Annotated in this window: 19 protein-coding genes, 1 pseudogene and 1 other annotated feature; of the genes and pseudogenes, 14 read left to right on the top strand and 6 right to left on the bottom strand. The window is 58.4% G+C overall.

The window, feature by feature from the left end; translation table 11 throughout:
- Positions 1 to 55 precede the first annotated feature (55 nt).
- The 3 genes from phaC (at position 56) to PQR27_RS39085 (ending at position 2,722) form a co-directional block, all read left to right on the top strand.
- Entirely contained in the window at positions 56 to 1,786 is a 1,731-nt protein-coding gene (gene phaC / locus PQR27_RS39095; protein WP_408528952.1) for a class I poly(R)-hydroxyalkanoic acid synthase, read from the top strand.
- 268 nt (positions 1,787 to 2,054) lie between these two features.
- The gene (locus PQR27_RS39090) at positions 2,055 to 2,288 is read left to right on the top strand and encodes a TIM barrel protein (RefSeq protein WP_408512260.1); all 234 of its coding nucleotides are present in this window, start codon (positions 2,055 to 2,057) and stop codon (positions 2,286 to 2,288) included.
- A gap of 134 nt (positions 2,289 to 2,422) precedes the next feature.
- Entirely contained in the window at positions 2,423 to 2,722 is a 300-nt protein-coding gene (locus PQR27_RS39085) for a Rieske 2Fe-2S domain-containing protein (protein ID WP_408528951.1), read from the top strand.
- Positions 2,723 to 2,780: 58 nt separating this feature from the next.
- On the opposite strand, the gene PQR27_RS39080 is transcribed toward PQR27_RS39085, so the two are convergent.
- Both PQR27_RS39080 and PQR27_RS39075 read right to left on the bottom strand, forming a co-directional pair.
- Positions 2,781 to 3,119, bottom strand: a complete 339-nt coding sequence (locus tag PQR27_RS39080) for a transposase (RefSeq protein ID WP_408528950.1) — start codon at positions 3,117 to 3,119, stop codon at positions 2,781 to 2,783.
- 50 nt (positions 3,120 to 3,169) lie between these two features.
- Positions 3,170 to 4,539 (bottom strand): IS3 family transposase gene (locus PQR27_RS39075; protein WP_408528994.1). Its coding sequence is split into 2 segments (ribosomal slippage): positions 3,170 to 4,048 and positions 4,051 to 4,539, totalling 1,368 coding nucleotides; the frame shifts between segments, so codons are not numbered across the junction.
- Between the two features lie 519 nt (positions 4,540 to 5,058).
- Between PQR27_RS39075 and PQR27_RS39070 the strand changes: the two genes are divergently transcribed.
- The 6 genes from PQR27_RS39070 (at position 5,059) to PQR27_RS39045 (ending at position 9,865) form a co-directional block, all read left to right on the top strand.
- Positions 5,059 to 5,481, top strand: coding sequence for a dienelactone hydrolase family protein (locus PQR27_RS39070; protein ID WP_408512251.1), 423 nt, complete (start codon positions 5,059 to 5,061; stop codon positions 5,479 to 5,481).
- A 721-nt stretch (positions 5,482 to 6,202) separates the two neighbouring features.
- Positions 6,203 to 6,769: a TetR/AcrR family transcriptional regulator gene (locus PQR27_RS39065; protein WP_408512250.1), complete on the top strand. Its 567-nt coding sequence runs from the start codon at positions 6,203 to 6,205 to the stop codon at positions 6,767 to 6,769.
- A 165-nt stretch (positions 6,770 to 6,934) separates the two neighbouring features.
- A complete protein-coding gene (locus tag PQR27_RS39060; RefSeq protein ID WP_408528870.1) occupies positions 6,935 to 7,372 on the top strand; it encodes an organic hydroperoxide resistance protein in 438 nt (145 codons plus the stop codon).
- A 194-nt stretch (positions 7,373 to 7,566) separates the two neighbouring features.
- Positions 7,567 to 8,340 carry an alpha/beta fold hydrolase gene (locus tag PQR27_RS39055; protein WP_408512248.1) on the top strand — a complete coding sequence of 258 codons (774 nt, stop codon included), beginning with the start codon at positions 7,567 to 7,569 and terminating at the stop codon, positions 8,338 to 8,340.
- A 423-nt stretch (positions 8,341 to 8,763) separates the two neighbouring features.
- Entirely contained in the window at positions 8,764 to 9,177 is a 414-nt protein-coding gene (locus PQR27_RS39050; RefSeq protein ID WP_408528949.1) for a DUF3331 domain-containing protein, read from the top strand.
- 304 nt (positions 9,178 to 9,481) lie between these two features.
- Positions 9,482 to 9,865 carry a thiamine pyrophosphate-binding protein gene (locus PQR27_RS39045; RefSeq protein WP_408528993.1) on the top strand — a complete coding sequence of 128 codons (384 nt, stop codon included), beginning with the start codon at positions 9,482 to 9,484 and terminating at the stop codon, positions 9,863 to 9,865.
- A 730-nt stretch (positions 9,866 to 10,595) separates the two neighbouring features.
- On the opposite strand, the gene ftsH is transcribed toward PQR27_RS39045, so the two are convergent.
- The gene (gene ftsH, locus PQR27_RS39040; RefSeq protein ID WP_408528948.1) at positions 10,596 to 12,488 is read right to left on the bottom strand and encodes an ATP-dependent zinc metalloprotease FtsH; all 1,893 of its coding nucleotides are present in this window, start codon (positions 12,486 to 12,488) and stop codon (positions 10,596 to 10,598) included.
- Positions 12,489 to 12,856: 368 nt separating this feature from the next.
- Positions 12,857 to 14,091, bottom strand: a protein-coding gene (locus PQR27_RS39035; protein WP_408242455.1) for an IS3 family transposase whose coding sequence is annotated in 2 segments (ribosomal slippage) — positions 12,857 to 13,803 and positions 13,803 to 14,091 — 1,236 coding nt in all. Because the reading frame shifts where the segments join, the coding sequence is not laid out codon by codon here.
- Positions 13,697 to 13,813 (bottom strand) — a sequence feature (AL1L pseudoknot). It overlaps the preceding gene by 117 nt.
- A gap of 444 nt (positions 14,092 to 14,535) precedes the next feature.
- Between PQR27_RS39035 and PQR27_RS39030 the strand changes: the two genes are divergently transcribed.
- The 5 genes and pseudogenes from PQR27_RS39030 to PQR27_RS39010 form a co-directional block, all read left to right on the top strand.
- Positions 14,536 to 14,973 (top strand): MarR family winged helix-turn-helix transcriptional regulator, encoded by a 438-nt coding sequence (locus PQR27_RS39030; protein WP_408528947.1) that lies wholly within the window; start codon positions 14,536 to 14,538, stop codon positions 14,971 to 14,973.
- A gap of 225 nt (positions 14,974 to 15,198) precedes the next feature.
- Entirely contained in the window at positions 15,199 to 15,963 is a 765-nt protein-coding gene (locus PQR27_RS39025; protein ID WP_408528946.1) for an SDR family NAD(P)-dependent oxidoreductase, read from the top strand.
- A 574-nt stretch (positions 15,964 to 16,537) separates the two neighbouring features.
- Complete coding sequence (locus PQR27_RS39020; RefSeq protein WP_408528992.1) at positions 16,538 to 17,602, top strand: IS630 family transposase; 1,065 nt, start codon at positions 16,538 to 16,540, stop codon at positions 17,600 to 17,602.
- Between the two features lie 367 nt (positions 17,603 to 17,969).
- Positions 17,970 to 18,545, top strand: coding sequence for a hypothetical protein (locus tag PQR27_RS39015; RefSeq protein ID WP_408528945.1), 576 nt, complete (start codon positions 17,970 to 17,972; stop codon positions 18,543 to 18,545).
- Between the two features lie 78 nt (positions 18,546 to 18,623).
- Positions 18,624 to 19,010, top strand: a pseudogene (locus tag PQR27_RS39010) (transposase); the annotation flags it as partial.
- Positions 19,011 to 19,050: 40 nt separating this feature from the next.
- On the opposite strand, the gene PQR27_RS39005 reads toward PQR27_RS39010, so the two are convergent.
- Complete coding sequence (locus PQR27_RS39005) at positions 19,051 to 19,542, bottom strand: hypothetical protein (protein ID WP_408528944.1); 492 nt, start codon at positions 19,540 to 19,542, stop codon at positions 19,051 to 19,053.
- 14 nt (positions 19,543 to 19,556) lie between these two features.
- Positions 19,557 to 21,080 carry an IS66 family transposase gene (gene tnpC, locus PQR27_RS39000; protein ID WP_408528943.1) on the bottom strand — a complete coding sequence of 508 codons (1,524 nt, stop codon included), beginning with the start codon at positions 21,078 to 21,080 and terminating at the stop codon, positions 19,557 to 19,559.
- Positions 21,081 to 21,122: the final 42 nt, after the last annotated feature.

The following is a 21,122-nucleotide window of genomic DNA, read 5'->3' as shown; positions in this document are numbered from 1 at the left end:
GCGTTGTCATCGCGGGACGGGCAGCAGCGTGTAATCTTAATTCTCAGGAGGCAGCATGGCCGTACCGTTCAACATGCCGGACGAGTTCGTCCAAGGTTTTTTTAAATCGGGGCAGACGCTGCTGCAAGCCTACACCGGCACGGCTGGCAAGATCGGCGAAGCGCCTTCGACCCCCGCTACTATGCCGGCGCTCGCGCTGGCACAAGCACAGGCGCATTACTGGCAGCGGCAGATGGCGCTGTACATGGGGATGGTGGCGAGCGCGACTGGGCAAAAGCCCATGCCCGCCGTCGAACCCGAGCGCGGCGACCGTCGCTTCAGTGCCGATGCCTGGCGCGAGAATCCGTGGTACAGCGCGCTCAAGCAGACGTACCTGCTCAATTCGCGCCTGCTCAACGACATGGTCGAGTCCGCGGTCGTCGTCGAGAAGGAGAAGCACAAGCTGCGTTTCTACGCGCGCCAGTTCATCGATTCGATGAGCCCCGCCAACTTCGCCGCGACCAATCCCGAAGCGATGAAGACCGCCTTCGAGACGCAGGGCGAAAGCATGCGCGCGGGCTTTGCGAACCTTCTCGAAGACCTGAGACGCGGCCGCATCTCCATCACCGACGAAAACGCGTTCGAAGTGGGGAAGAACGTGGCGGTATCGAAGGGATCGGTGGTGTTCGAGAACGAACTGTTCCAGTTGATCCAGTACGCGCCGCTCACCGAGCAGGTCGCCGAGCGGCCGCTCGTGATTGTGCCGCCGTGCATCAACAAGTTCTACATCCTTGATCTGCAGCCCGAGAACTCGTTCGTGCGCTTCGCGTGCGAGCAAGGGCAGACGGTGTTCCTTGTGTCGTGGCGCAACCCGGATGCGGAACTTGGCCACATCACGTGGGACGATTACGTCGAGAGCGGCGCGATCAAGGCGATCGAAGTTGGCCGTGCAATCAGCGGCGCCGACAAGGTCAATACGGTCGGCTGGTGTGTCGGCGGAACGATCCTGTCGTCGGCACTAGCGGTGCTTCGGGCGCGCGGCGACGGATCGGTCGCGAGCGTGACGCTCCTCACGACGATGCTCGACTTCAGCGATCCCGGCGACCTCGGCGTGTTCATCGACGAGCAGGGCGTGTCGCAGCGCGAGCAGACGATCGGCAAGGGTGGCATCTATTCCGGCGCCGAACTCGGCTTCGTGTTTCAGACGCTGCGCGCGAATGACCTGATCTGGCCGTATGTCGTGAACAACTACCTGAAGGGCGGCGCGCCGCAAGCGTTCGACCTGCTCTACTGGAACGCCGACGGCACCAATCTGCCCGGCCCGATGTACGCCTGGTACCTGCGCAACATGTATCTCGAGAACAGCCTGTGCGAGGCGGGGCGCCTCTCGATGTGCGGCATGCAGGTGGACCTGGGCAGCATCGATATGCCGAGCTATATCTTCGGCGCGCAGGAGGATCACATCGTGCCGTGGAAGGGCGCGTACCGTTCGACGCAGCTCGTCGGCGGTGACACGCAGTTCGTGCTCGGCGCGAGCGGACATATCGCGGGGGTGATCAACCCGGCATCGAAGAACAAGCGCAGCTACTGGAGCGACGGCACGCTCGGCGACGATCCGCAGGCGTGGCTGGAATCGGCGAAATCGCAACCCGGAAGCTGGTGGACGCACTGGAACGACTGGTTGCAGGCGCATGCGGGCAAGCAGGTCGCTGCACCGAAGAAGCCGGGCAACGCGAAGTACAAGCCGATCGAGCCGGCGCCGGGGCGTTATGTGGCGAAACATCCTCCGGAAGTCATGGGTGCCTGAGTTGCGTTGAGCGCTTCAAACCTCGACGACGGACGTCTACAAGTACAACTCATCACGCACCGAGCGTCGACGAGTGTGCAAGCCCGTGATCGTGGCTGTTGCGGGCTTTGCGCTCGGAAGCGGCTGCAAAGATGGTCGACGCAGGTCATCCTGGAACCGTGCTGCCGAGTCCGCTTTCGCGACTATTTCTATCACCGGCTCGACGAGGCGGTGCAGGTCATAGAGGCTGTGGGCCGATCCAACGTCAAGCTTTGCTACGACGTTCCACGTGCAAAGCGAGGAGGGCGCGCTTGCAGAACATCTGGAGGCCGTCTTCCAGCTTGTAGGCCATATCCAGGCGGGTGATGTACCCGGGCGCCGCGAGCCGGGCACAGGTGAAATCCGTTTTCCGTTCCTGTTGGAACAGATCAAACGGCTCGGCTGGCAGGGTTGGATCGGTTGCGAGTACTCGCCTTCCACAGCGGACACTGATGCATGTCTGGACTGGGCGGCGCCCTACTAAATCGGACGATAGTCGCGCAAACGCCGTAACCGGACGAAGTTGCACCCAGCAATCTGAATACTGACAGAGCGAACCAGAAATGTTGAATACGCAGGACAATCACATGCATGACTCATGCGGGCCCCGGCACATCGATGGGCGATCTGTTCCGTCGCTTCTGGCAAGCCGTAGCCCTGTCCCGGGAATTGCCGGAGAACGACGGACCGCCGATCTGGGTTCAGGTTCTCGGTGAGCACCTGGTCGCCTTCCGCGACACCGGCGGGCGGGTCGGTCTCGTCGAACCGCACTGCCCGCATCGGGGTGCCGACCTGTTCTACGCCGCAACGAGCAGTGTGGCCTGCGTTGTGTGTTCCATGGCTGGAAATTCGACGTCGATGGCCGTGCGGTCGATCTTCCGGACGTTCCGCCAGACTCGGCTTACCACGAGAAAATGACGATAACCGCCTAGCGGATCGATCGCCAGCCACACCGCATCGATACGGATCACTTGAGTCAGGTGCGCAACCACGTCGCGCACTCGCTGGCTGCCTGCACCGGCCAGCTCACCGAGATGACACTGCCGCCACGCCGTACTTCAATGCGAATATCGCCCGGCGTCGACTGGGGCAACGACAGCGGCATGAAGCCGCCGGCCAGTTCCATACGTGCGGGAACGACCTCTGCCTCGTTCACAGCGCACTCGGCCTGGCGCAGCCAGCGGTGAACGAGGTTTGCGTTGATGCCGTGTTCCAATGCCACGGCCGCGATTGATGCACCTGGCTGGCGGCAGGCGTCGACTACCGCCGCCTTCAGTTCTGCCCGATGTGTACGACGAATTCTCTTTGCTTCCATAGTGTCCACCTGGCTATTGAACCGACCCCGGAACGTTGGACACGTTGACGTTAGTGCTGCTTATATTTCATTCTGTATTGGACTGGGCTCAGTCCTCGCAATCTTAGCTTGATTCGATCGTGGTTGTAATAGTGTATGTAGTCTTTGATGCCGGCTTGCAGCTCGTCGAGGTTGCGAAACCTGTTCAGGTAGAAAAATTCGGACTTGAGCGTTCCGAAGAAGCTCTCCATCGTAGCGTTATCGAGGCAATTGCCTTTGCGCGACATGCTTTGTTTGATTTTCCGCTGTTTCAGCCGACGGCTATAGACAGGCATCTGGTACTGCCAGCCTTGATCCGAATGCAGGATCGGCTTGTCACGTGGCCCCAGCTTCGCGAAGGCTTTGTTCAGCATCGTGTTGACCATGTCGAATAGCGGGCGTCGTGCCATCTCGTAGGCAATGATTTCGCCGTTGTAGAGGTCGAGGACCGGAGAAAGATAGAGCTTCTGGCCACCGACGTTAAACTCGGTCACATCTGTCACCCACTTCTGGTTGGGACGTGACGCTTCAAATTTTCGCTTCAGCACGTTGGGAGCTATCTTGCCGACGTTCCCTTTGAACGACTTATACTTCTTTGGTCGAATGCACGACTTCAGGGACAACTGGCCCATAAGACGCTGTATCGTTTTGTGGTTGATTCTGTCGCCCTGGCTCCGAACAGCTGCCGTGATTCGACGATACCCATAGCGGCCCTTGTGCTGCTCAAAGAGCGCACGGATGCGGTCCTTCAAGCTCGCATATTTGTCCCCGGCCTGCAGTACCTTCTGCTGGTAATAGAAAGTGCTGGGGGCCAAACCGGCCACCTTAAGGAGATCTGCGAGCGGGTAACGCTGCCTTAGCTCAAGCACGATTTGCGCTTTTTCTGCCGCGCTGCTTTCGCATTCGCTTGAACCAAGGCGTTGAGCTTTTTTAGATATTCGCTCTCCATGCGCAGATGCTTCACTTCGGCCAGCAGATCCTCGTGGTTGCGGTCCGCATCCGCAGCCGGCTTCTTTTTCGATATCGGTTTTTTTGGCATTCTGACAGTTGAAGTTGCGGGCCGTGAGCGTCCCTCGGCCAAACTGCCGTCATCATACTGCTGCTCCCACACCCCAATGATGTTGAAATTGCGAACGTTGGAGAGTGCTGCGACCTGACGGAATGAAAGGCCTTCCTTCCGCATCCGTTTCACAACCGCACGTTTGAACTTCACGCTGTAGCGCGCACAGCTCGTTCTTCTTTGCAGACCTTCTTCGCCATGCGCCTGATACGCCGCAATCCACCTGCGAAGTGACGAGACATCCACACGGTGCCGTTCGGCAACCCTTTTCAAACCATCATGCCCGGAGCAATAGTCCTTCGTCGCAGACAGCTTTGTCTTCTCGCTGTATTTCACAAAAATTCCCCCAAAAAACCGTCCAACTTTTAGGGGGCAGTTCAAGTTCTGCCGAACCCGCGATGCAACCGTGTTGGTCGCTCGCGCGATCGCAGGGCAGCAACTGTAAAGGACCTATTTTCTTGGGTAGAACTGGTGCGGGCGAAAGCAGAGATCATGCTTCTGCGGGGCAAGCCCGACGCCATCGCGCATCTGGCTGAATACATTGTATGTCGCGTGCGGTCGAGGGTTCGTTGCTTGGGAAGTGCGCTGTGAGGGGAACCTCGAACGGTTACGAAAACTCAACGGAAAATCGCCGGTTCAGGGCAACATGTCGCAATCGACTTTGCCAGTGCCATACGAACCCATTGATCTGCTTCTTGCGATCGCATCGCGAGCGAATAACGCCGCGGCCTGATACCAGAAGATTTCAGGACTTCTCAGCGCGACAGGAGGCGGTGACGGTGCGAGGCCACTACTCTGGAAGCATGTGGTCTCGTCAGCATGTGCCAGAGGAGCACCGATGATGAAATATCACGCTGTTCAATGGTCGACTTTCAACGCCCGGAGGGCCGCGAGTTCGACGGGTATCTATCCGTGCGGGACGATCCGACAGGCCCACCCGCCGTACTCGTTTTTCAGGCATGGTGGGGGCTTATCGGCCAGATACGCGGGGTCGCGGACCGGCTTGTTGCGAGCGCAGGCAGTTTCGCGCTCGTTCCCGATCTCTTTCGTGGCAAGACGACGATTGAAGAAGAGGCGAATCATCTGATGAACAGACTCGACTTCGCGGAGGTCACCTCGCAGGATGTTGCTGGCGCGCTGCAATACCTCGGGACGAAATCGGACCGGACAGCTTCGATGGGCTACTGCATGGGCCGTGCGCTAACGCCGCTTGCCCCTGTGCCACCACCCTACGCTGTCTCCGTGTGTCGTCTGGTATGGCTTTCCGCCGCTCGAGTATATTGACGCAGCGAAACGGAACCTTCACGTTTACATCCAGATGTTGGATGGAATGCCATGCGAAATTTATGAAAGGATACCTAAATTAATTGGAAATGTTCTCTAGCAGTCGAACGTCTGTCACGCGCTCCTAAGTCTAGAAGACCTGCGTGCGAATCGCACGCCTCTACTGAGGACGGCACGGTACTGCCACGGATAAGCGAATTTCTCATCCGATTGCGGGCCACACCAAAATGATGCCGTTGACGTGCCGGCTTGATGCAGCGCCTCACTGTCTTGCGTACTCGTGTCGGCTCGTTCGGGTTTTCCACCATCACGGCTGAGGCACGTCGGGGCGATCTGTGCCGTTTCGCCGCAACCGCAGGCGATGCCCCTGCATTGGGACTCGCGAGGGGTTCGCGACACCGCTGCCAACAGCCGAAACGCAGTCGCGCGTGTTCGCCTCCCTCCATCACCATCATATCGACGATCACGCTTCAGTTCGCATGTTTCCTGGTGTCGTTGCTGCGTATCCATCGCACTTAGTGAAAGACGCGAGCCCCATCAACGGCACCAGCGTATAGCCGGGGCGTAGCATGTGAGAGATGGCCACGTGCGGTAGGCACCGTAGACTGCTGCTTTTAGCAACCACGTCACGGGTGTAGCTAGAGCAGGCGATGGTTTGAGCAATCGGCATGATTGGAAATTTCAATTGACAGTCTATCTAGTGATAGATAAAGTTCAGCACATGAACACTACATCGACAGTACGTGAGCAAATAGTCCGGCACGCTATCACGCTGATGATGTTGCGCGGGTATAACGGATTCAGCTATCGTGATCTGTCTGAACTCGTTGGCGTGAAGACCTCGAGCATCCACTACTACTTTCCGGCGAAAGATGACTTGGTACTGGAGGCAGTTAACGAGTACAGTAAAGAGGTGCTCGGCGACGTTCATTCGATCGACGCATCGTTGCCTGCCGATGCAAAACTGGCGAAGTACACGAAGAAGTTTGGCAAGATTCTTGGCGACGGCGATCGGATCTGTCTATGCGGGATGCTCGCCGCCGATATCGAGTCGCTACCAGATAACGTACGACACGCGGTGCAGACATTCTTTAAGGCCAACGAAAACTGGCTGGCCAAGGTGCTCTCGCAGGGCGCCAAAGAAGGTACGCTAGCGTTCAACGGCAAGCCGGAGTGCGCTGCCCGGACGGTTTTCGCAGCATATCAAGGCTGTGCGCTGGCGAGCCGTCTGTTTCAAACAAGATCGCGTCTGGAGAATATCGAAAGCGCGTGGAAGGTCAGCAAGTGACGCAGTACCGAAAGGCGGTCATAACCTGTTGTCATTTATCCTTCTGTCTATCTACAGGTAGATTCATAACAGGATAATATCAGATTCCCGGGTGCGGGGGAGTCCGCACAGAAGTTGATCTAGTGATAGATAAATTTACTTAACTCTCCAGATAGGAAATACATCATGTCCATCGAAAAAGTTCTCTACCGCGCTCACGCTCAAGCCACCGGAGGCCGTGACGGCCGTGCGGTTGTGCCGGAAAGCAAGCTCGACTTCAAGCTGACCACCCCGCGCGAGCTCGGGGGCGCAGGCGGCGAAGGTACCAACCCTGAACAACTTTTTGCCGCGGGCTACAGCGCATGTTTCCTGGGTGCCATGAAGTTTGTCGCTGCGCAGAACAAGATCGCAATCCCGACCGACGTTTCGGTCAACGGCAGCGTGGGAATCGGGTTGATTCCGACTGGCTTTGGTATCGAGGTTGAATTAAAGATTTCGCTGCCCGGTATGCCACTTGAGGTCGCCCGGTCGCTGGTCGACAAGGCCCACATTGTCTGCCCGTATTCGAACGCGACGCGCGGCAACATCGACGTCAAGCTCACGCTCGAAGAAAGCGCGGGGTAACGCCTCAAGAGAGCCCTGCGACGAAGAGTCGCCCGAATCTCCAGAACACGCTTGATCCGGCGGCTCCACAAGCGGTCAAAACGCCGCCGTTCGAACAAGAAACCGTCTCGGCAAGACGCCAACGCGCTAACAGGATATCTATGTGCGTGTCGGACTCGAGACGGTTCATTAGAACTCTGTACAGGACAAATGTCATGAAGAAGATTTACATGGTTGCTGCGCTTGCAGCTACGTTGATGGGGGGAACGCTGCAAGTCGCCTCCGCGCAATCAGCATCGCCCGCCGGCGTCAAGAATGTCGTTCTGGTGCACGGGGCATTTGCTGATGGCTCCGGCTGGGCGAGCGTTGCCAGGATTCTCGAAAAGGACGGCTACACGGTGTCGATAGCGCAGCCCCCCGAGACTTCCTATGCCGAGGACGTGAAGTATGCGAAGGCGGCCGTCGACGCCATGGATGGGCCGGTGATCCTCGTCGGCCATAGCTACGGCGGCGCTATCATCACCGAGGCCGGTAACGATCCGAAGGTTTCGGGACTGGTCTACATCGCTGCCTTTGCACCTGATGTGGGTGAGAGCGCCGCGACGATTGAACAGGCCATGCCGCAGGCCTCCAAGGCGTTCAAGTCGGACAGCAACGGCAACTGGTGGATAGACCAGGCGCATTTCGCGGCCGACTTTGCGGCCGACGTTCCACCGTCCGTGTCGCACCTGATGGCCCAGTCGCAGGTGCCGATCTCCACCGATTCTTTCACCGGCAAGATTACGACACCCGCCTGGAAGACCAAGCCCAGCTGGTACATGGTGGCTAGCGACGACCGGTCGATCAATCCGGACAATGAGCGCAGGATGGCCAAGCGTGCCAATGCCACGACCGTCGAGGTGAAGGCGAGCCATGTGGCCTATTTGTCCAAGCCGAAGGAAACAGCCAAGCTCATCGAGCAAGCTGCCACCTCCGTCTCGGCCAAGTAAAGGCGCTAGTGCAATGAAAGTTGGAGTTGCCTCCAGCAGATGATGCCGCAGGCGACGTTCACGAACGCGTCATGATTGAGGGTGGAGTGTTCGACACGAATGCGCGGGCGACTGATGTTATGCAGCGACGCGATTGTGCGCTCAACGATTCATCGAGTTTTGCCAGGGCCACCGCCGTGGGGCTTACCTCGACGGGCCACCTAGGTCGCGATATTAGTAGCATGTGGCGGCCTAGCGCATTTGTCGTGGTCGTAGATCTCCTTGCGCGTTTGGCGGTTTCGGCAGCGGTCGGACGAACTTGCCGCGCACCGGCGAATAGAGTCGATCAGTCGCAGAAGTTGCGTGACCTCATAACGCTTGGCTCGGTTTCGCAGCCTCTTCGGCTCATTTTGTTAGCGTTTCTTATCTGAGAGGCATGCCGACATGGAACAGGTCAACCCTTGGAGTCAGGTAGTCTCGCTGTTGTCACGTCTCTCCAGCGGCGTTGATAGCGCCGCTGGAGAGCCATGGCGTGCCGCCTGCAGGCGCGGCGCACAAGCAGCACGGATAGGGAAGCCGGGCACGCCTTATCAGACTACGTTAGTTCCAGCCCCCCGCAGCAAGATTACGGCGATCGAACGGCAGGACGATACTAGCGTGCTGATTTCATGGTGCGATCCTACGATGTGTCACTACGTCGACCAGGTTTGGAGCCGGGTCACGGCCCGCAGCAGCGGGTACTGTGCATTGACCGGCCAGCGCATTCAAAGTGGGGACGCGGTCTTCAAACCACGCGGGCGGGGTCGACTTCGTCCCGTCAATTGTGAAGAGATGATCCTCGCCGCGGCGCTTGAGTAAGCAAATTGACGCAGCTGCGTCACGCAAGGGCTTGGTCGTCGAGCGGTAGGCACTGTCAGTTTGTCGGGCAAACGAGGGACGAGCGTGTGAGTGCGGTGGGAATGGCGGCCGATCGTCTTATGCCGCCACGCGGACGCAAAGAAAGCCCATCCTCGGGCCTCGATGGTCCAGGCGCGCCCCCTATGTTTATGGTGCGCTTTGCAGATATATAACGGCATGTCGCAACTATAGCTCGGTTGAGCCGAAATTGATCTCAACAGGAGAGCAAAGGTGAGTAAGACCGTTATCCAGCACGTTTTTTCGCATAAAGAAGCTGGACATCAAGTGCGTATTCGGCCTCGTGGGCGTCTACGCTTTGTGGATCGAGGGCGCACTGTATGCGGACAACACGATGCGATGGATCGGCGGTTGCCACGAGTTCAACGCGGCGTATCCCGCAAACGGATATGCGCGTATTCATGGCATAGCAGCACTGCGCTTCACGTGTGGCTTCGGCGAACTCAGCGGGATTGCCGGCGCCTACACGGAATATTTGCGGGTATTCGATCTGGTCGGCATGCGGGCGAGCGGCGTGCATGCAGCGCGCCCGCTCGCCCAACATACGCTCAGCAACGGCGAATTCGACATCTTTCGTGACATGTTCACACCGGCGGTTTGCGCGCACAGCATTACGACACTCGAGAGCTGAGCCGCGAAGAAAGGGCGGTTGATTTCGGCCGCGCTGCAAGAGTGGCGACTTGTCCGAACGTAGGGGCGTCGCACAAAGATAAGTCTCATGGCTGGAGCCCATCCCTCATCCAATCGCTAAAGATCTTTAACATCGCAAGGGACCAGTAAGCCCCACGCTGTGGCATGCGCCCGTTCTTCGTTCCTGAAAGCCGGCCATAAACGTGGCGGGCATTTGCATGATCGTCATATACAACATCGCCGTCGGGGTTCGACATGTAGTCGTTGTCTCCCAGTTGGACGCGTTGCCCTGACATGAAATTGATTTGCGATGCGGAAAATAGCGGGAGAATATCTGTCGCGAACGATTCCAGATTTTCCTCCCTTGTTCCGTTCCCGTCAAAGAGCCTGGTGGTGCCAAAAATGGCTACGTCTCTCTTACAGAATTGCACCGAACAAACGCATCGTGAACGTAGAACCTTCACAGATGTATGAGCGGAGCTAGGCGGTACTCTAGTTGAAAATAGCGCATCTCCAATATACTTCTGCGCCCCCGATTTGGACGCTGTATCTTTCGGCTCGTCAAGACCACAAAGGAAGGTAATCTCCTCGCTCGTCTGCGCAAATTGCGCCTCAACCTAAGATGTTGCGGTGTTCAACATGTGACGGGACATACAGATAGACAAATGCTGATGAATGCAAACCGGGTCGGAGTGAAATCACACCGGCCCGTGCTTGGGACGCGGATCCGCTCAGGCCGGCGCAGGCGCATTGCCCGGCTTCACCTCGATACCTGCGCTGCCGCCTGACAACGTGTCGCTTGCAGGCGACGTCGAGGTGGTCTTCGGAGCGCGTGGAGGACGGCCGGCCATGATGTCGTTGATCTGATCGGCGTCGATCGTTTCCCATTCCATCAGGGCCGCAGTCATCGCTTCGACCTTGTCGCGGTTCTCGTCCAGCAGACGCTTCGCGAGGTTGTACTGCTCATCCAGCATACGGCGGATTTCCGCGTCGACCTTCTGCTGCGTCGCTTCCGAAATGGTCCGCATGAAGCCCCGGCCCGAGGTTGTAGCGTCGTTCTCGTCGTCCACGTAGACCATCGTTCCGAGCGCGTCGGTCATGCCGAAGCGGGCCACCATGGCACGGGCCATAGCCGTTGCCTTGTTGAAGTCGTCGGATGCGCCGGTGCTGATCAGGTTCAGGAACAGCTGCTCCGCCACCCGGCCGCCGCACAGAATGGTCAGACGACCCAGCAGGTAGTCCTTCGAATACGTTTCGTTGTCATGCTCCGGCAACTGCCACGTGACGCCCAGCGCACGGCCACGCGGGATGATCGTGACCTTGTGTACCGGATCGGCCTTCGGCAACAACTTGGCGATGACCGCGTGACCCGACTCGTGATACGCCGTAGCACGCTTCGATTCTTCGCGAATCACAGCCGACTTGCGCTCCGGACCCATGAAGATCTTGTCCTTCGCGTCTTCGAAGTCGGTCATTTCGACGATGCGCTTGCCGCGGCGAGCCGCAAACAGCGCTGCTTCGTTGACCAGGTTCGCCAGATCGGCGCCCGAGAAGCCCGGCGTGCCGCGTGCGATCACCGCTGCGTCGACGTCGTTCGAAATCGGCACCTTGCGCAGGTGGACCTTCATGATGTGCTCGCGACCACGAATATCCGGCAGACCGACATACACCTGACGGTCGAAACGGCCCGGACGCAGAAGCGCCTTGTCGAGCACGTCCGAACGGTTCGTTGCAGCGATCACGATCACGCCCGAATTCGCTTCGAAGCCGTCCATCTCGACCAGCATCTGATTCAACGTCTGTTCGCGTTCGTCGTTACCGCCGCCCATGCCGGCGCCACGATGACGGCCGACCGCGTCGATTTCGTCGATGAACACGATACACGGCGCATGCTTCTTGGCCTGCTCGAACATGTCGCGCACACGAGCCGCACCGACACCCACAAACATTTCCACGAAGTCCGAACCCGAGATGCTGAAGAACGGCACCTTCGCCTCACCGGCGATAGCACGCGCCAGCAACGTCTTACCCGTTCCCGGTGGGCCGACCAGCAACACGCCGCGCGGAATTCGTCCGCCCAGCTTCTGGAATTTCTGCGGATCGCGCAGGAAGTCGACCAGTTCGGAAACTTCTTCCTTGGCTTCGTCGCAACCGGCGACGTCAGTGAAATTGATAGCGTTGTTATTTTCGTCGATCAGACGTGCACGGGATTTACCGAACGAGAACGCACCGCCTTTCCCGCCTCCCTGCATCTGTCGCATCATGTAGAACCAGAAGCCGATGATCAGGATCGTCGGTCCGAGGTAGTACAGCGCCGACACCAGCGCATTCGGTTCGTCATCAGCCTTGCCGCTCACCTGAACGCCATACTTCATCAGATCGCCAACCATCCAGATGTCGCCGGGCGACACGATCTGGTACTTCTGGCCGTCTGCTGGAGTGACCGTGAGGTTCCGCCCCTGGACAATGACGTTCTTGACTTTGCCGTTCTTCGCGTCGTCCATGAACTGCGAATAGGAAACGCCTTCCTGGACACGGGGTTTGTCGAACTGCTTGAACACCGTAAACAGCACCAGTGCGATAACCAGACACACTGCTGCCTTCGAAACCATTTTGTTGCTCAAAGCACCACTCCTTCACTCATAGCCGGACGCCTAATTTTTCACTGCAGCACTGCCGAAGCATCTTAATCCAGACCGAAGACCCCTGCGATAACGTTTCACTACCACATCAATAGCGTATAGCGTTGCGCCATGCCTTCACGGCGATGTGCATTTGCAGTCCTTAGATAGCAATATCTTGGCCGGATTCTGGAGCCCAGAGAACGTTAGCCGCATGGCACATGCTTTGCGCATTGCCGGAGATCGACACAAGTCATCACGACACGGCGTTGTTGAGTTCGTCGCACTAGCGCCGCGGGTTTATAACTGACGATCACACTTGGCCCGAACAGCACTCTGAACCGCCCCGGGAATCGTGGAGGCTGGTTGGTTTAAGTTGATGCCGGCACAGCGATGGTATTGCTGAATTGCCGGTAGTAGTTTGCCTCAGCTTCAGCGGGCGGGATATAGCCGAGAGGTTCCATCAGCCGATGGTGGTTGAACCACGCGACCCATTCCAGCGTCGCCAGCTCGACAGACTCACGCGTTTTCCACGGCGCACGACGATGAATCAGTTCGGCCTTGTACAGGCCGTTGATCGTTTCAGCCAGCGCGTTATCGTAGCTGTCGCCTCGGCTGCCAACCGACGGCTCGATGCCTGCTTCGGTCAGCCGTTCGCTGTAGCGAATGCTGACGTATTGCGAACCTCTATCGGAGTGATGGATCAGTGTTCCGTCATTGTCCGGCCGTCGAGCGTACAGCGCCTGTTCAAGTGCATCCAGAACGAAGTCCGTGGTCATCGACGAGCTGACGCGCCAGCCGACAATGCGCCGAGCGAACACGTCGATCACAAATGCGACATAGAGCCAGCCCTGCCACGTCGAGACGTACGTGAAATCCGACACCCAGAGCTGGTTCGGCCGGTCAGCCTTGAACTGACGGTTGACCCGGTCGAGCGGGCGTGGAGCCGATACATCGGGGATAGTCGTGCGAACTCGCTTTCCACGCCTCACACCGCGCAAACCCTGTTGCTTCATCAGCCGCTCGACGCTGCAACGTGCCACCGCAATACCCTCCCGGTTCAACTGCTTCCAGACTTTATCCGCGCCGTAGACCTGCATGTTGGCCTGCCAGACTCGCTTGATTTCTGGACTCAGAAACTCATCGCGTTTCGCTCGGGCACAGCGCCGCGACGGATCGCGAAGCTGTGCGGCATGACGCCGATAGCCCGACGGGGCAATCCGCAAGACCTTGCAGATCGACTCGACCCCGAAGGTGTCGCGATGCTGGTCGATAAAGGCCTTCAGGACTTCAGGCGGCGGTCGAGTTCCGCCTGGGCGAAAAATGCGCTCGCCAGCTTCAGAATCTCATTGGCACGGCGCAGTTCCTTAACCTCACGCTCCAGTGCCTTGAGGCGTTCACGTTCCGACGTGGTGACACCCTCACGCTCACCGCTATCAACTTCTTCTCGCTTGACCCATCCCAGCAGCGTCTGGCTCGTACAGCCGATCTTGGGGGCGATGGATTCAATCGCTGCCCACTGTGAGGCATACTCGCCCCGATGCTCTTGCACCATGCGCACAGCACGTTCGCGGACTTCAGCAGAAAACTTGTTCGACTTGTTCATAGCTCCATTCTCTCAAGAGTTGGAGCCTCCACCAAATCCGGGGCGGTTCAATACCTCCGTTATTAAATGCAGTGTACGTGCATATGCGAGCATATACACGTAATCTAGCAGAAGCCGCTTTGAGGCGGTTAGGGATGTTTGCGCCCGGTGCCAAAGCCGTCGAAGGGTAGTTGAGATGCGAGGCGGGTCGCAACTTCCTCCTGCAGGGTTCATGCGCACACTGCTTGTCGGACTGAGCAGGAATTTGTGGAAATCGTAGAGTCTGCAGCTTGCGCGGCACACGTTGCCGGCATTGTGCAAGGCACGCCGAAGGGCCGTCGCATGGCGGCGATCTGCCTAGGTTCTATGCTAGACCCTCTTCATGTAAAAAGGAGTATATACTCGTATTTTCGCTAGTTTACGAATTTGAGTGAGCCACTACTAATGGCAACGCGTAGCAGACCCGTGGAAGACATCGAAGGCCGCTGCAATTGTCTGGCAGCTCGCCAAGCGACACGCTATCTCACCGCCGCATACGATCAGGCACTGAGCCCGGTCGGTTTGCGGGCGACGCAATTTTCGATCCTCTACAAGCTGTCGAGATACGGTCCGCTTGCGATCGGAAGGTTGGCTGAGATGATTGTGATGGACCGCACAACGCTGTCGAGCAATCTGAAACCGCTTGAACGCGATGGTTTGCTTGAGGTACGGACGGGCGAGGATCGTCGGGCACGTGAGGCTCACATTACGGTTTCTGGCCTCGCGCTTTTCCGACGGGCGTTGCCTTTATGGAGCGCCGTGCAGGAGCAATTCGAAGCATCGTACGGCGTGCGTGAGGCCGCCGATTTGCGTAAGGCGCTGCGCGCCGTCCTCGAGAGCGGGTTTGCACCCTGGACAGAGTAAACGCGTCAAGGACCATCTATAGGCTGCACGCCGGGCCCGCTTTGCTGCTTCAGGGATTGCGCAGGTACAAGTATCAATAGGAATTTTCTTCGTTGTTGCGGGCAGGCCATGGGTTTCGTGGCTGGTATCTGTGACGGACCGCAATCGAGCCACACCTGCTCGCGTGACCTGCGGTTGGAGCAGGAGACGCAACGTGAACAACACCTGGAATATGGAGTAACAATCATGCATGATCTTTTTGATCTGAGCGGCCGCGTGGCCGTCGTAACCGGCGCAACCAGGGGTATGGGGCTGTCGATCGCGCGTGCACTAGGCACGGCCGGGGCGAAGGTGGTGATTTCCGGTCGCGACCAGGGAGTCACCGATTCGATTGCGGCTAAGCTGCGCGATGCGGACGGCATCGACGTCAAGGCGATCGCCTGTGACATTACTGATCCTGCGAGTGTTGACCAGTTCGCTGCACGGGCACTTCGGGCATTCGGTCGCATCGACACTCTGGTGCTGAGCGCCGCAGGCGTCCCGCCAACCGGTTCGATTCTGGAGCATACCGCTGCTCAACTCGACCAGGTCATGGTCGACAACGTGCGTGGCAGCTTCGCTCTCGTCACGGCGTTGGCGCCTCAGATGATCGCGCGCAAAGAGGGGTCGATCATCTTCATGTCGAGCCGGGCGGCCAAGCGTGGATCGGGACTTCTCGGCTTGTATGCAATGTCGAAGGCTGCAATTGACCAACTGGTGCGTAATCTTGCACTCGAACTCGGGCCGTCGAACATTAACGTCAATTCGATCAACCCAGGCGCGGTGCGCACCGACTTTTCGCGTGTGCTTTGGGAAGATCCCGAACGTGAAAAGAGAGCCATCGCGAGCATCCCGATGGGCCGAATCGGCGAACCAGAGGACGTCGCGGGCCTCGCGTTGCTGCTGGCATCACCGGCCGGTCACTATATCCACGGACAGAACATCAGCGTCGATGGGGGAGGGACGGCCTGAATCGTCACGATGCGTCGTGTGGGAGCAGCAATCGAAGCTGACGGGCGTACGCACGGACCATTTCTTGACGATCCAACTGTAGACAACCTCGGGTGGTAAGTTCTAAGCGGATGGCTGGCCGATGCCCTATACGGCTAGCCGGTGGCGCGTGGCACATGCGACGCGCGCGGCAATATTTAGTAGGTCAATAAACAGACAGAGAATAGACTTCGTGAATCTGACGGTGTCGTTAGGTACTTGCCATATCTGTTGGAGTGCAAAACAATGCCGAAATGCAATGTGTCGTGAAGTGACGTCAGCCGGCGTGGCGATACCGGCACGTCGGATGACAGCAACACTCGCAAAAATCTCTCGAGCTCCATTACACCCTCGGATTGCTTTTCGAGTTTTTCACCTGCGCAGCTCACAAGGCTGCGCCGTTTTCTAGTGGCAGACCCCGGATACATGGTGTTTTCAGGCGCACGTCGTAGTCCTAGTGTGCCGTTCTGTTGTTAACTAATCTATGTTCACGTAGCATGCTGGTATCAACGGAACGGGAGATGCCAGCATGCCCATGTGACGACCGAAGGCCGAACTGGTGTTGAGTGAAGATGAGCACTCGCAACTGACTTCGATAGCGCGTTCGCGCTCGATTTCGGCGGCGCTGGTGACGCGTGCGCGCATCGTGCTGGCTGCTGCTGTCGGGGAACCCAACAGCGCCATTGCCCAGCGTCTTCAGCTCACGCGTGCCACGGTGGGCAAGTGGCGTCTCCGGTTCCTGGAGCATCGCATCAACGGGCTGTATGACGAAGTACGTCCCGGCAAGCCGCGCACGATTGACGATGAGCGGCTGGCGCAGCTGATTCACAAGACCCTGCACACCAAGCCAGCGGATGGCTCCACGCACTGGAGCGTGCGCACGATCGCCGCCGAAACGGCTATCTCGCCCACGAGTGTGCACCGGTACTTCAAGCTGCTGGGCCTGCAACCGCATCGCAGCGAAAGCTTCAAGCTCTCGACCGATCAATTCTTCATCGAGAAACTGCGCGACGTGGTTGGCCTGTACCTGAGCCCGCCCGAGAATGCATTGGTCCTGTGCGTGGACGAGAAGAGCCAGTGTCAGGCGCTCGAACGCACGCAACCCATGCTGCCGATGGGTTTCGGCTACGTCGAAGGCGTTACCCACGACTACGTTCGTCATGGCACCACCACGCTGTTCGCCGCCCTGAACGTACTCAACGGCGCAGTGCTCGCGACCTGCAAGCCGCGTCACCGGCATCAGGAGTTCCTGTCGTTTCTGCGCGAAATCGACAAGGCCGTACCGGCTGAATTCGACGTGCACTGCATCGTGGACAACTATGGCAGTCACAAGCATCCCAAAGTCAAGGCGTGGCTCGCAGCAAAGCCCCGCTGGCACATGCATTTCATTCCTACCTACAGTTCGTGGCTTAACCAGGTCGAACGCTTCTTTGCGCTGATCACCGACAAGGCCATCCGCAGGGGCTCGTTTGGCTCGGTCAAACAACTGATCAAGCGTATCGATCAGTTCGTTTCCCACTACAACGAAAACTGCAAGCCATTCATGTGGACTGCTTCCGCTGATTCCATCCTCGAAAAACTACACAGACTTTGTTCGCGAATCAGCGGAACGGAACACTAGCCGAGGTACGCGAGTGGTCCGCTTCACGGAGACACGGATGAGAGGATTAAATCGCGGGCGGTCGTTCGCGTCGGGCAGAGGTCGGCCACGAACGGTCCTTCACGGTCGGCTTGGCGAACGTGCGCTGACGAGCGACGAAGTGCCACTTGTTGCTTGTCTAAAGAAGCGCTCGTGCACGCCGTTATGCATATTTCCTGGAAAAGTCCGTGTCGACAATCGTGCGTGCTTAAACGGTTGTTCTCAATGTGTCGGGAGCGCGCGCCGGCGCTTCTCAGAAGCGACAGCAGACCGCATGCGAGGCCCCCCAGGGGATGCAGACACGGCGCACCGTAGCAGACCAATAAGAACGAATAGCTGAGAGACCCACATGAAACAACCGAACGAGCTGCTGCACACGGTTTATGTGAAAGCCGACAGACTCATGATTATTGTCATTTGGGGCTTGTTCGCAATCTCTTGCCTGCTGGCGTTACGTGACTACGATTTGCAGGCCGTACTGTGGGTCGGATTGCCGACCGCAGCCGTCGCGTCAATGCTGGCATACTGGTGCTCCGGTGCACTCGCGACGCGGCTCTTCCTGGCTGCCAGCCTGATGACATTCGCTGGGTTGCAGATTCATCAGGAGCATGGCCTGACTGAATTGCACTTCGGCATCTTTGTGTTGATGTCGTTCCTGCTGGCCTATCGGGACTGGCGACCGATCTTCTGTGCCGCGTGCGTTATTGCGGCGCACCACTTCACGTTCAACTATCTCCAACTCGCCGGATTGGACACCTATTGCTTCACTGAGCCAGCATGGTCGACCGTGCTGTTACATGCGGCCTACGTAGTCGTCCAGGCCGGGTTGTTGATCTTCATCGCGCATCACATGAAGGCTGACGCACAAACGGGCCTGGAACTCGCCGTTCTTGGCGAGAATCTTTCACGTCTAGCAGGCCGGTGAAATACCTCATGTAGCGGTCATCCGGAACGCAGGCGTAAACGTTGAACGTATGTCATCAATGAGAGCGAGATGGAACGGATGCGTGGGCCAGATGGTTTTACCGAATCAATGTTCACGGTGTTGAAGCTGGACGATTTTGTGCCGAAGGACCATCCGGTGCGTCCGATTCGCACCTGGCTCAATGACGCGCTTAAACGCATGGACGATGTGTTCGCGCGGATGTACGAGGCTGACGTGAAAGGAGGTCGGCCGAGTATTGCGCCGGAGAAGCTGGTGCGAGCTCTTTTGCTGCAGGTGCTGTACTCAATTCGTAGCGAGCGCATGCTGGTGGAACAGATTTCCTACAACATGTTGTTCCGCTGGTTCGTCGGCCTGCCGATGGACGGGACCGTGTGGGACCACTCGACGTTCAGCAAGAACCGCGACCGGTTGCTCGAACACGATGTGCTGGTGTTGCTCTTCAACGGTATCCGTCAGCGGAACCCGTGTTGACGGTATCGCGCGGTTAGATGTCGACAATCTTTCGCAGCAGAGCGTATGAGACTCGCCAATGGCCTTCCGAATCATTAACGGCGATAGACGCGGTTTTCACGTTTAGCCGGACGATGATGCCGACGCGCTCGCTCAGATGTTTGTCGGTGAAGCCAACGGTGTCGCCAATGAAGAATTCCTCTCGTTGCGCGCGCGGTGGTGGCGACGCGGGCGCGTGAGTTGGGCCGCTCGTCGTGTCAGGGATAACCGCCGCGTATAGCACTGACCAACGCTGACGGCTCTGGTTGTCCTGGATTACCGCCTGGGTTTGCCGCAACTCCACCACTGTTCCGTGCGAAGGTGGTGCGAGCGGATCGCCCCCGATATAGCTGACCTCCATTCCCAGGTGCAAGCGTTGACGTACTTCGAGGATCCGGCGCGGGTCGTCCAGCATTTTGCCGATGGCTAGATAGAGGCGATACAACTCGGCGCTGGGTGCCTGCCGAAGCGAGTCGAGAATGTCCATGGGCGGTAAGGTGTTTATCGGGCGAGCGGCAACAGTTCGTGCACGCGGTTGACAGGATACGATGGTAACTGCTCAAGCGTGCGCTCAAGCCACGCATAGGGCTCGACCCCGTTCAGGCGAGCTGTACCGATCAGTGAATACATTGTGGCGGCCGCTCGAGCGCCACGAGGCGAGCCGGCGAACATCCAGTTGGCCCTTCCGATTGCAATGGGTCTAATCTGACGCTCCAGCGCATTGTTGTCCGGTAGCAGGATGCCGTTTTCAGTGTAGCGAATGAGCGCCGGCCAATGACGTAATGCATAGCCGAAGGCTTTCGCGAGCGGTGCCTGAGTCAGCAAACCGATGACGTTGCCCTCCAGCCATTGCCGGAACTGCGTGAGCACCGGAAGCGCCTCGGTTTGCCGCGCCGCATATTTGATGTCGGGCGTGTGGTCCCTGATCCGCGACTCGATTGCATACAGTCGGGCGATCCATTGCAGCGCCTGCGCTGCCAGTCCGGGTTTGCTTTGCGCCTTCGCGATTTCGAAGAAGCGTCGGCGGCAATGGGCCCAACATCCGACCTCGACGATGTCTCCCGTTTCGTAGAGCGCGCCATGCCCACTGTACGCGTCCGCCTGCAGATAACCTTTGTACTTTTGCAGGTACCGCAGCGGATGTGAGCCCGCGCGCGATTCGGCAAACTCGAACACGACCGCCGGCGGGTGGTCGACCCAGACGCCGTTCTCCTCGCGTTGGCCGGCGCCAAGATAGCCCCATAATCGCGCTGTGCGCGTCGCCTTGCGACCCTTCTCGAGCAACGGCAATGTCGTGTCGTCCACGTGCATGCGCGGGGCCTGCAACTGGTGAGACCGTAGCGGTGGCAGCAGCACTTCGAGCAGTTCCGCTGCCGCCAGCTTCCATTCGCACAGCGTTGCCCGGGGCAGATGCACACCACGTCGCGCATAGCGCATTTCCTGCCGGTTCAAAGGCAGATGATCGACGTAGGTATTGACCAGGATGTTAGCCAGCAGGCTCGCGCTCGCATTGCTCTTCGGCAGCGGAGAAGGCTGGGCGCTTGCGGTCACGATGGTCGACTCACCATCCTTCTTTGCCGCGTATTTGAACCGGATGTGCTCGATGACGGTGAGCCTGGACGGCTCGTAGTGCAGCGTCTCGCTGCGCTCTTCGCCGATACGCTCGAGCGCATCGAATGCGGCCTTCTGTTCGTCGCTCAGATCGTATTCAACCCGCTTGCGCGGCAGGTCCTTCGACAAAGCCGGACGCCCTTTGCGGGTGTGACCCGCGACCGGGACCTCCGCCGGCTCAGGAGGAGTGGGCAACTCCGTGGTGGCATCGAACAGTTCCGCCTGGCCCGCCAGCCGCTCGGACCTCACCCCGAAGTGCGCGCGATTCAGCTGGGCAATCTGGTGCTGCAGCGTTTCCAGTTGCTCCCACAGCACACATGCCAGCCGGTTCTGTTCGAGCGCGAAGGCTTGCAGCGCGTCGGGCTCGACCGGCAACTCCGCGACAGTGATGGCGGTGGGCGGCATGGCTATCATGATGCCCAACTCGCGCGATGTTTACAAGCGTCGGTAGCAGCG

It is taken from the genome of Paraburkholderia fungorum, assembly GCF_046027215.1.
In the GTDB taxonomy this organism is placed as follows: domain Bacteria; phylum Pseudomonadota; class Gammaproteobacteria; order Burkholderiales; family Burkholderiaceae; genus Paraburkholderia; species Paraburkholderia fungorum_D.
This window is presented reverse-complemented; position numbering and strand designations above follow the sequence as displayed.

Bases quoted from the DNA above. Each gene is read 5' to 3' on its own strand.
- phaC (WP_408528952.1), top strand. From the start codon at position 56: ATGGCCGTACCGTTCAACATGCCGGACGAGTTCGTCCAAGGTTTTTTT.
- PQR27_RS39085 (WP_408528951.1), top strand. From the start codon at position 2,423: ATGGGCGATCTGTTCCGTCGCTTCTGGCAAGCCGTAGCCCTGTCCCGG.
- PQR27_RS39080 (WP_408528950.1), bottom strand. From the start codon at position 3,119: ATGGAAGCAAAGAGAATTCGTCGTACACATCGGGCAGAACTGAAGGCG.
- PQR27_RS39070 (WP_408512251.1), top strand. From the start codon at position 5,059: ATGGTCGACTTTCAACGCCCGGAGGGCCGCGAGTTCGACGGGTATCTA.
- PQR27_RS39065 (WP_408512250.1), top strand. From the start codon at position 6,203: ATGAACACTACATCGACAGTACGTGAGCAAATAGTCCGGCACGCTATC.
- PQR27_RS39060 (WP_408528870.1), top strand. From the start codon at position 6,935: ATGTCCATCGAAAAAGTTCTCTACCGCGCTCACGCTCAAGCCACCGGA.
- PQR27_RS39055 (WP_408512248.1), top strand. From the start codon at position 7,567: ATGAAGAAGATTTACATGGTTGCTGCGCTTGCAGCTACGTTGATGGGG.
- PQR27_RS39050 (WP_408528949.1), top strand. From the start codon at position 8,764: ATGGAACAGGTCAACCCTTGGAGTCAGGTAGTCTCGCTGTTGTCACGT.
- PQR27_RS39025 (WP_408528946.1), top strand. From the start codon at position 15,199: ATGCATGATCTTTTTGATCTGAGCGGCCGCGTGGCCGTCGTAACCGGC.
- PQR27_RS39015 (WP_408528945.1), top strand. From the start codon at position 17,970: ATGAAACAACCGAACGAGCTGCTGCACACGGTTTATGTGAAAGCCGAC.
- PQR27_RS39005 (WP_408528944.1), bottom strand. From the start codon at position 19,542: ATGGACATTCTCGACTCGCTTCGGCAGGCACCCAGCGCCGAGTTGTAT.
- tnpC (WP_408528943.1), bottom strand. From the start codon at position 21,080: ATGATAGCCATGCCGCCCACCGCCATCACTGTCGCGGAGTTGCCGGTC.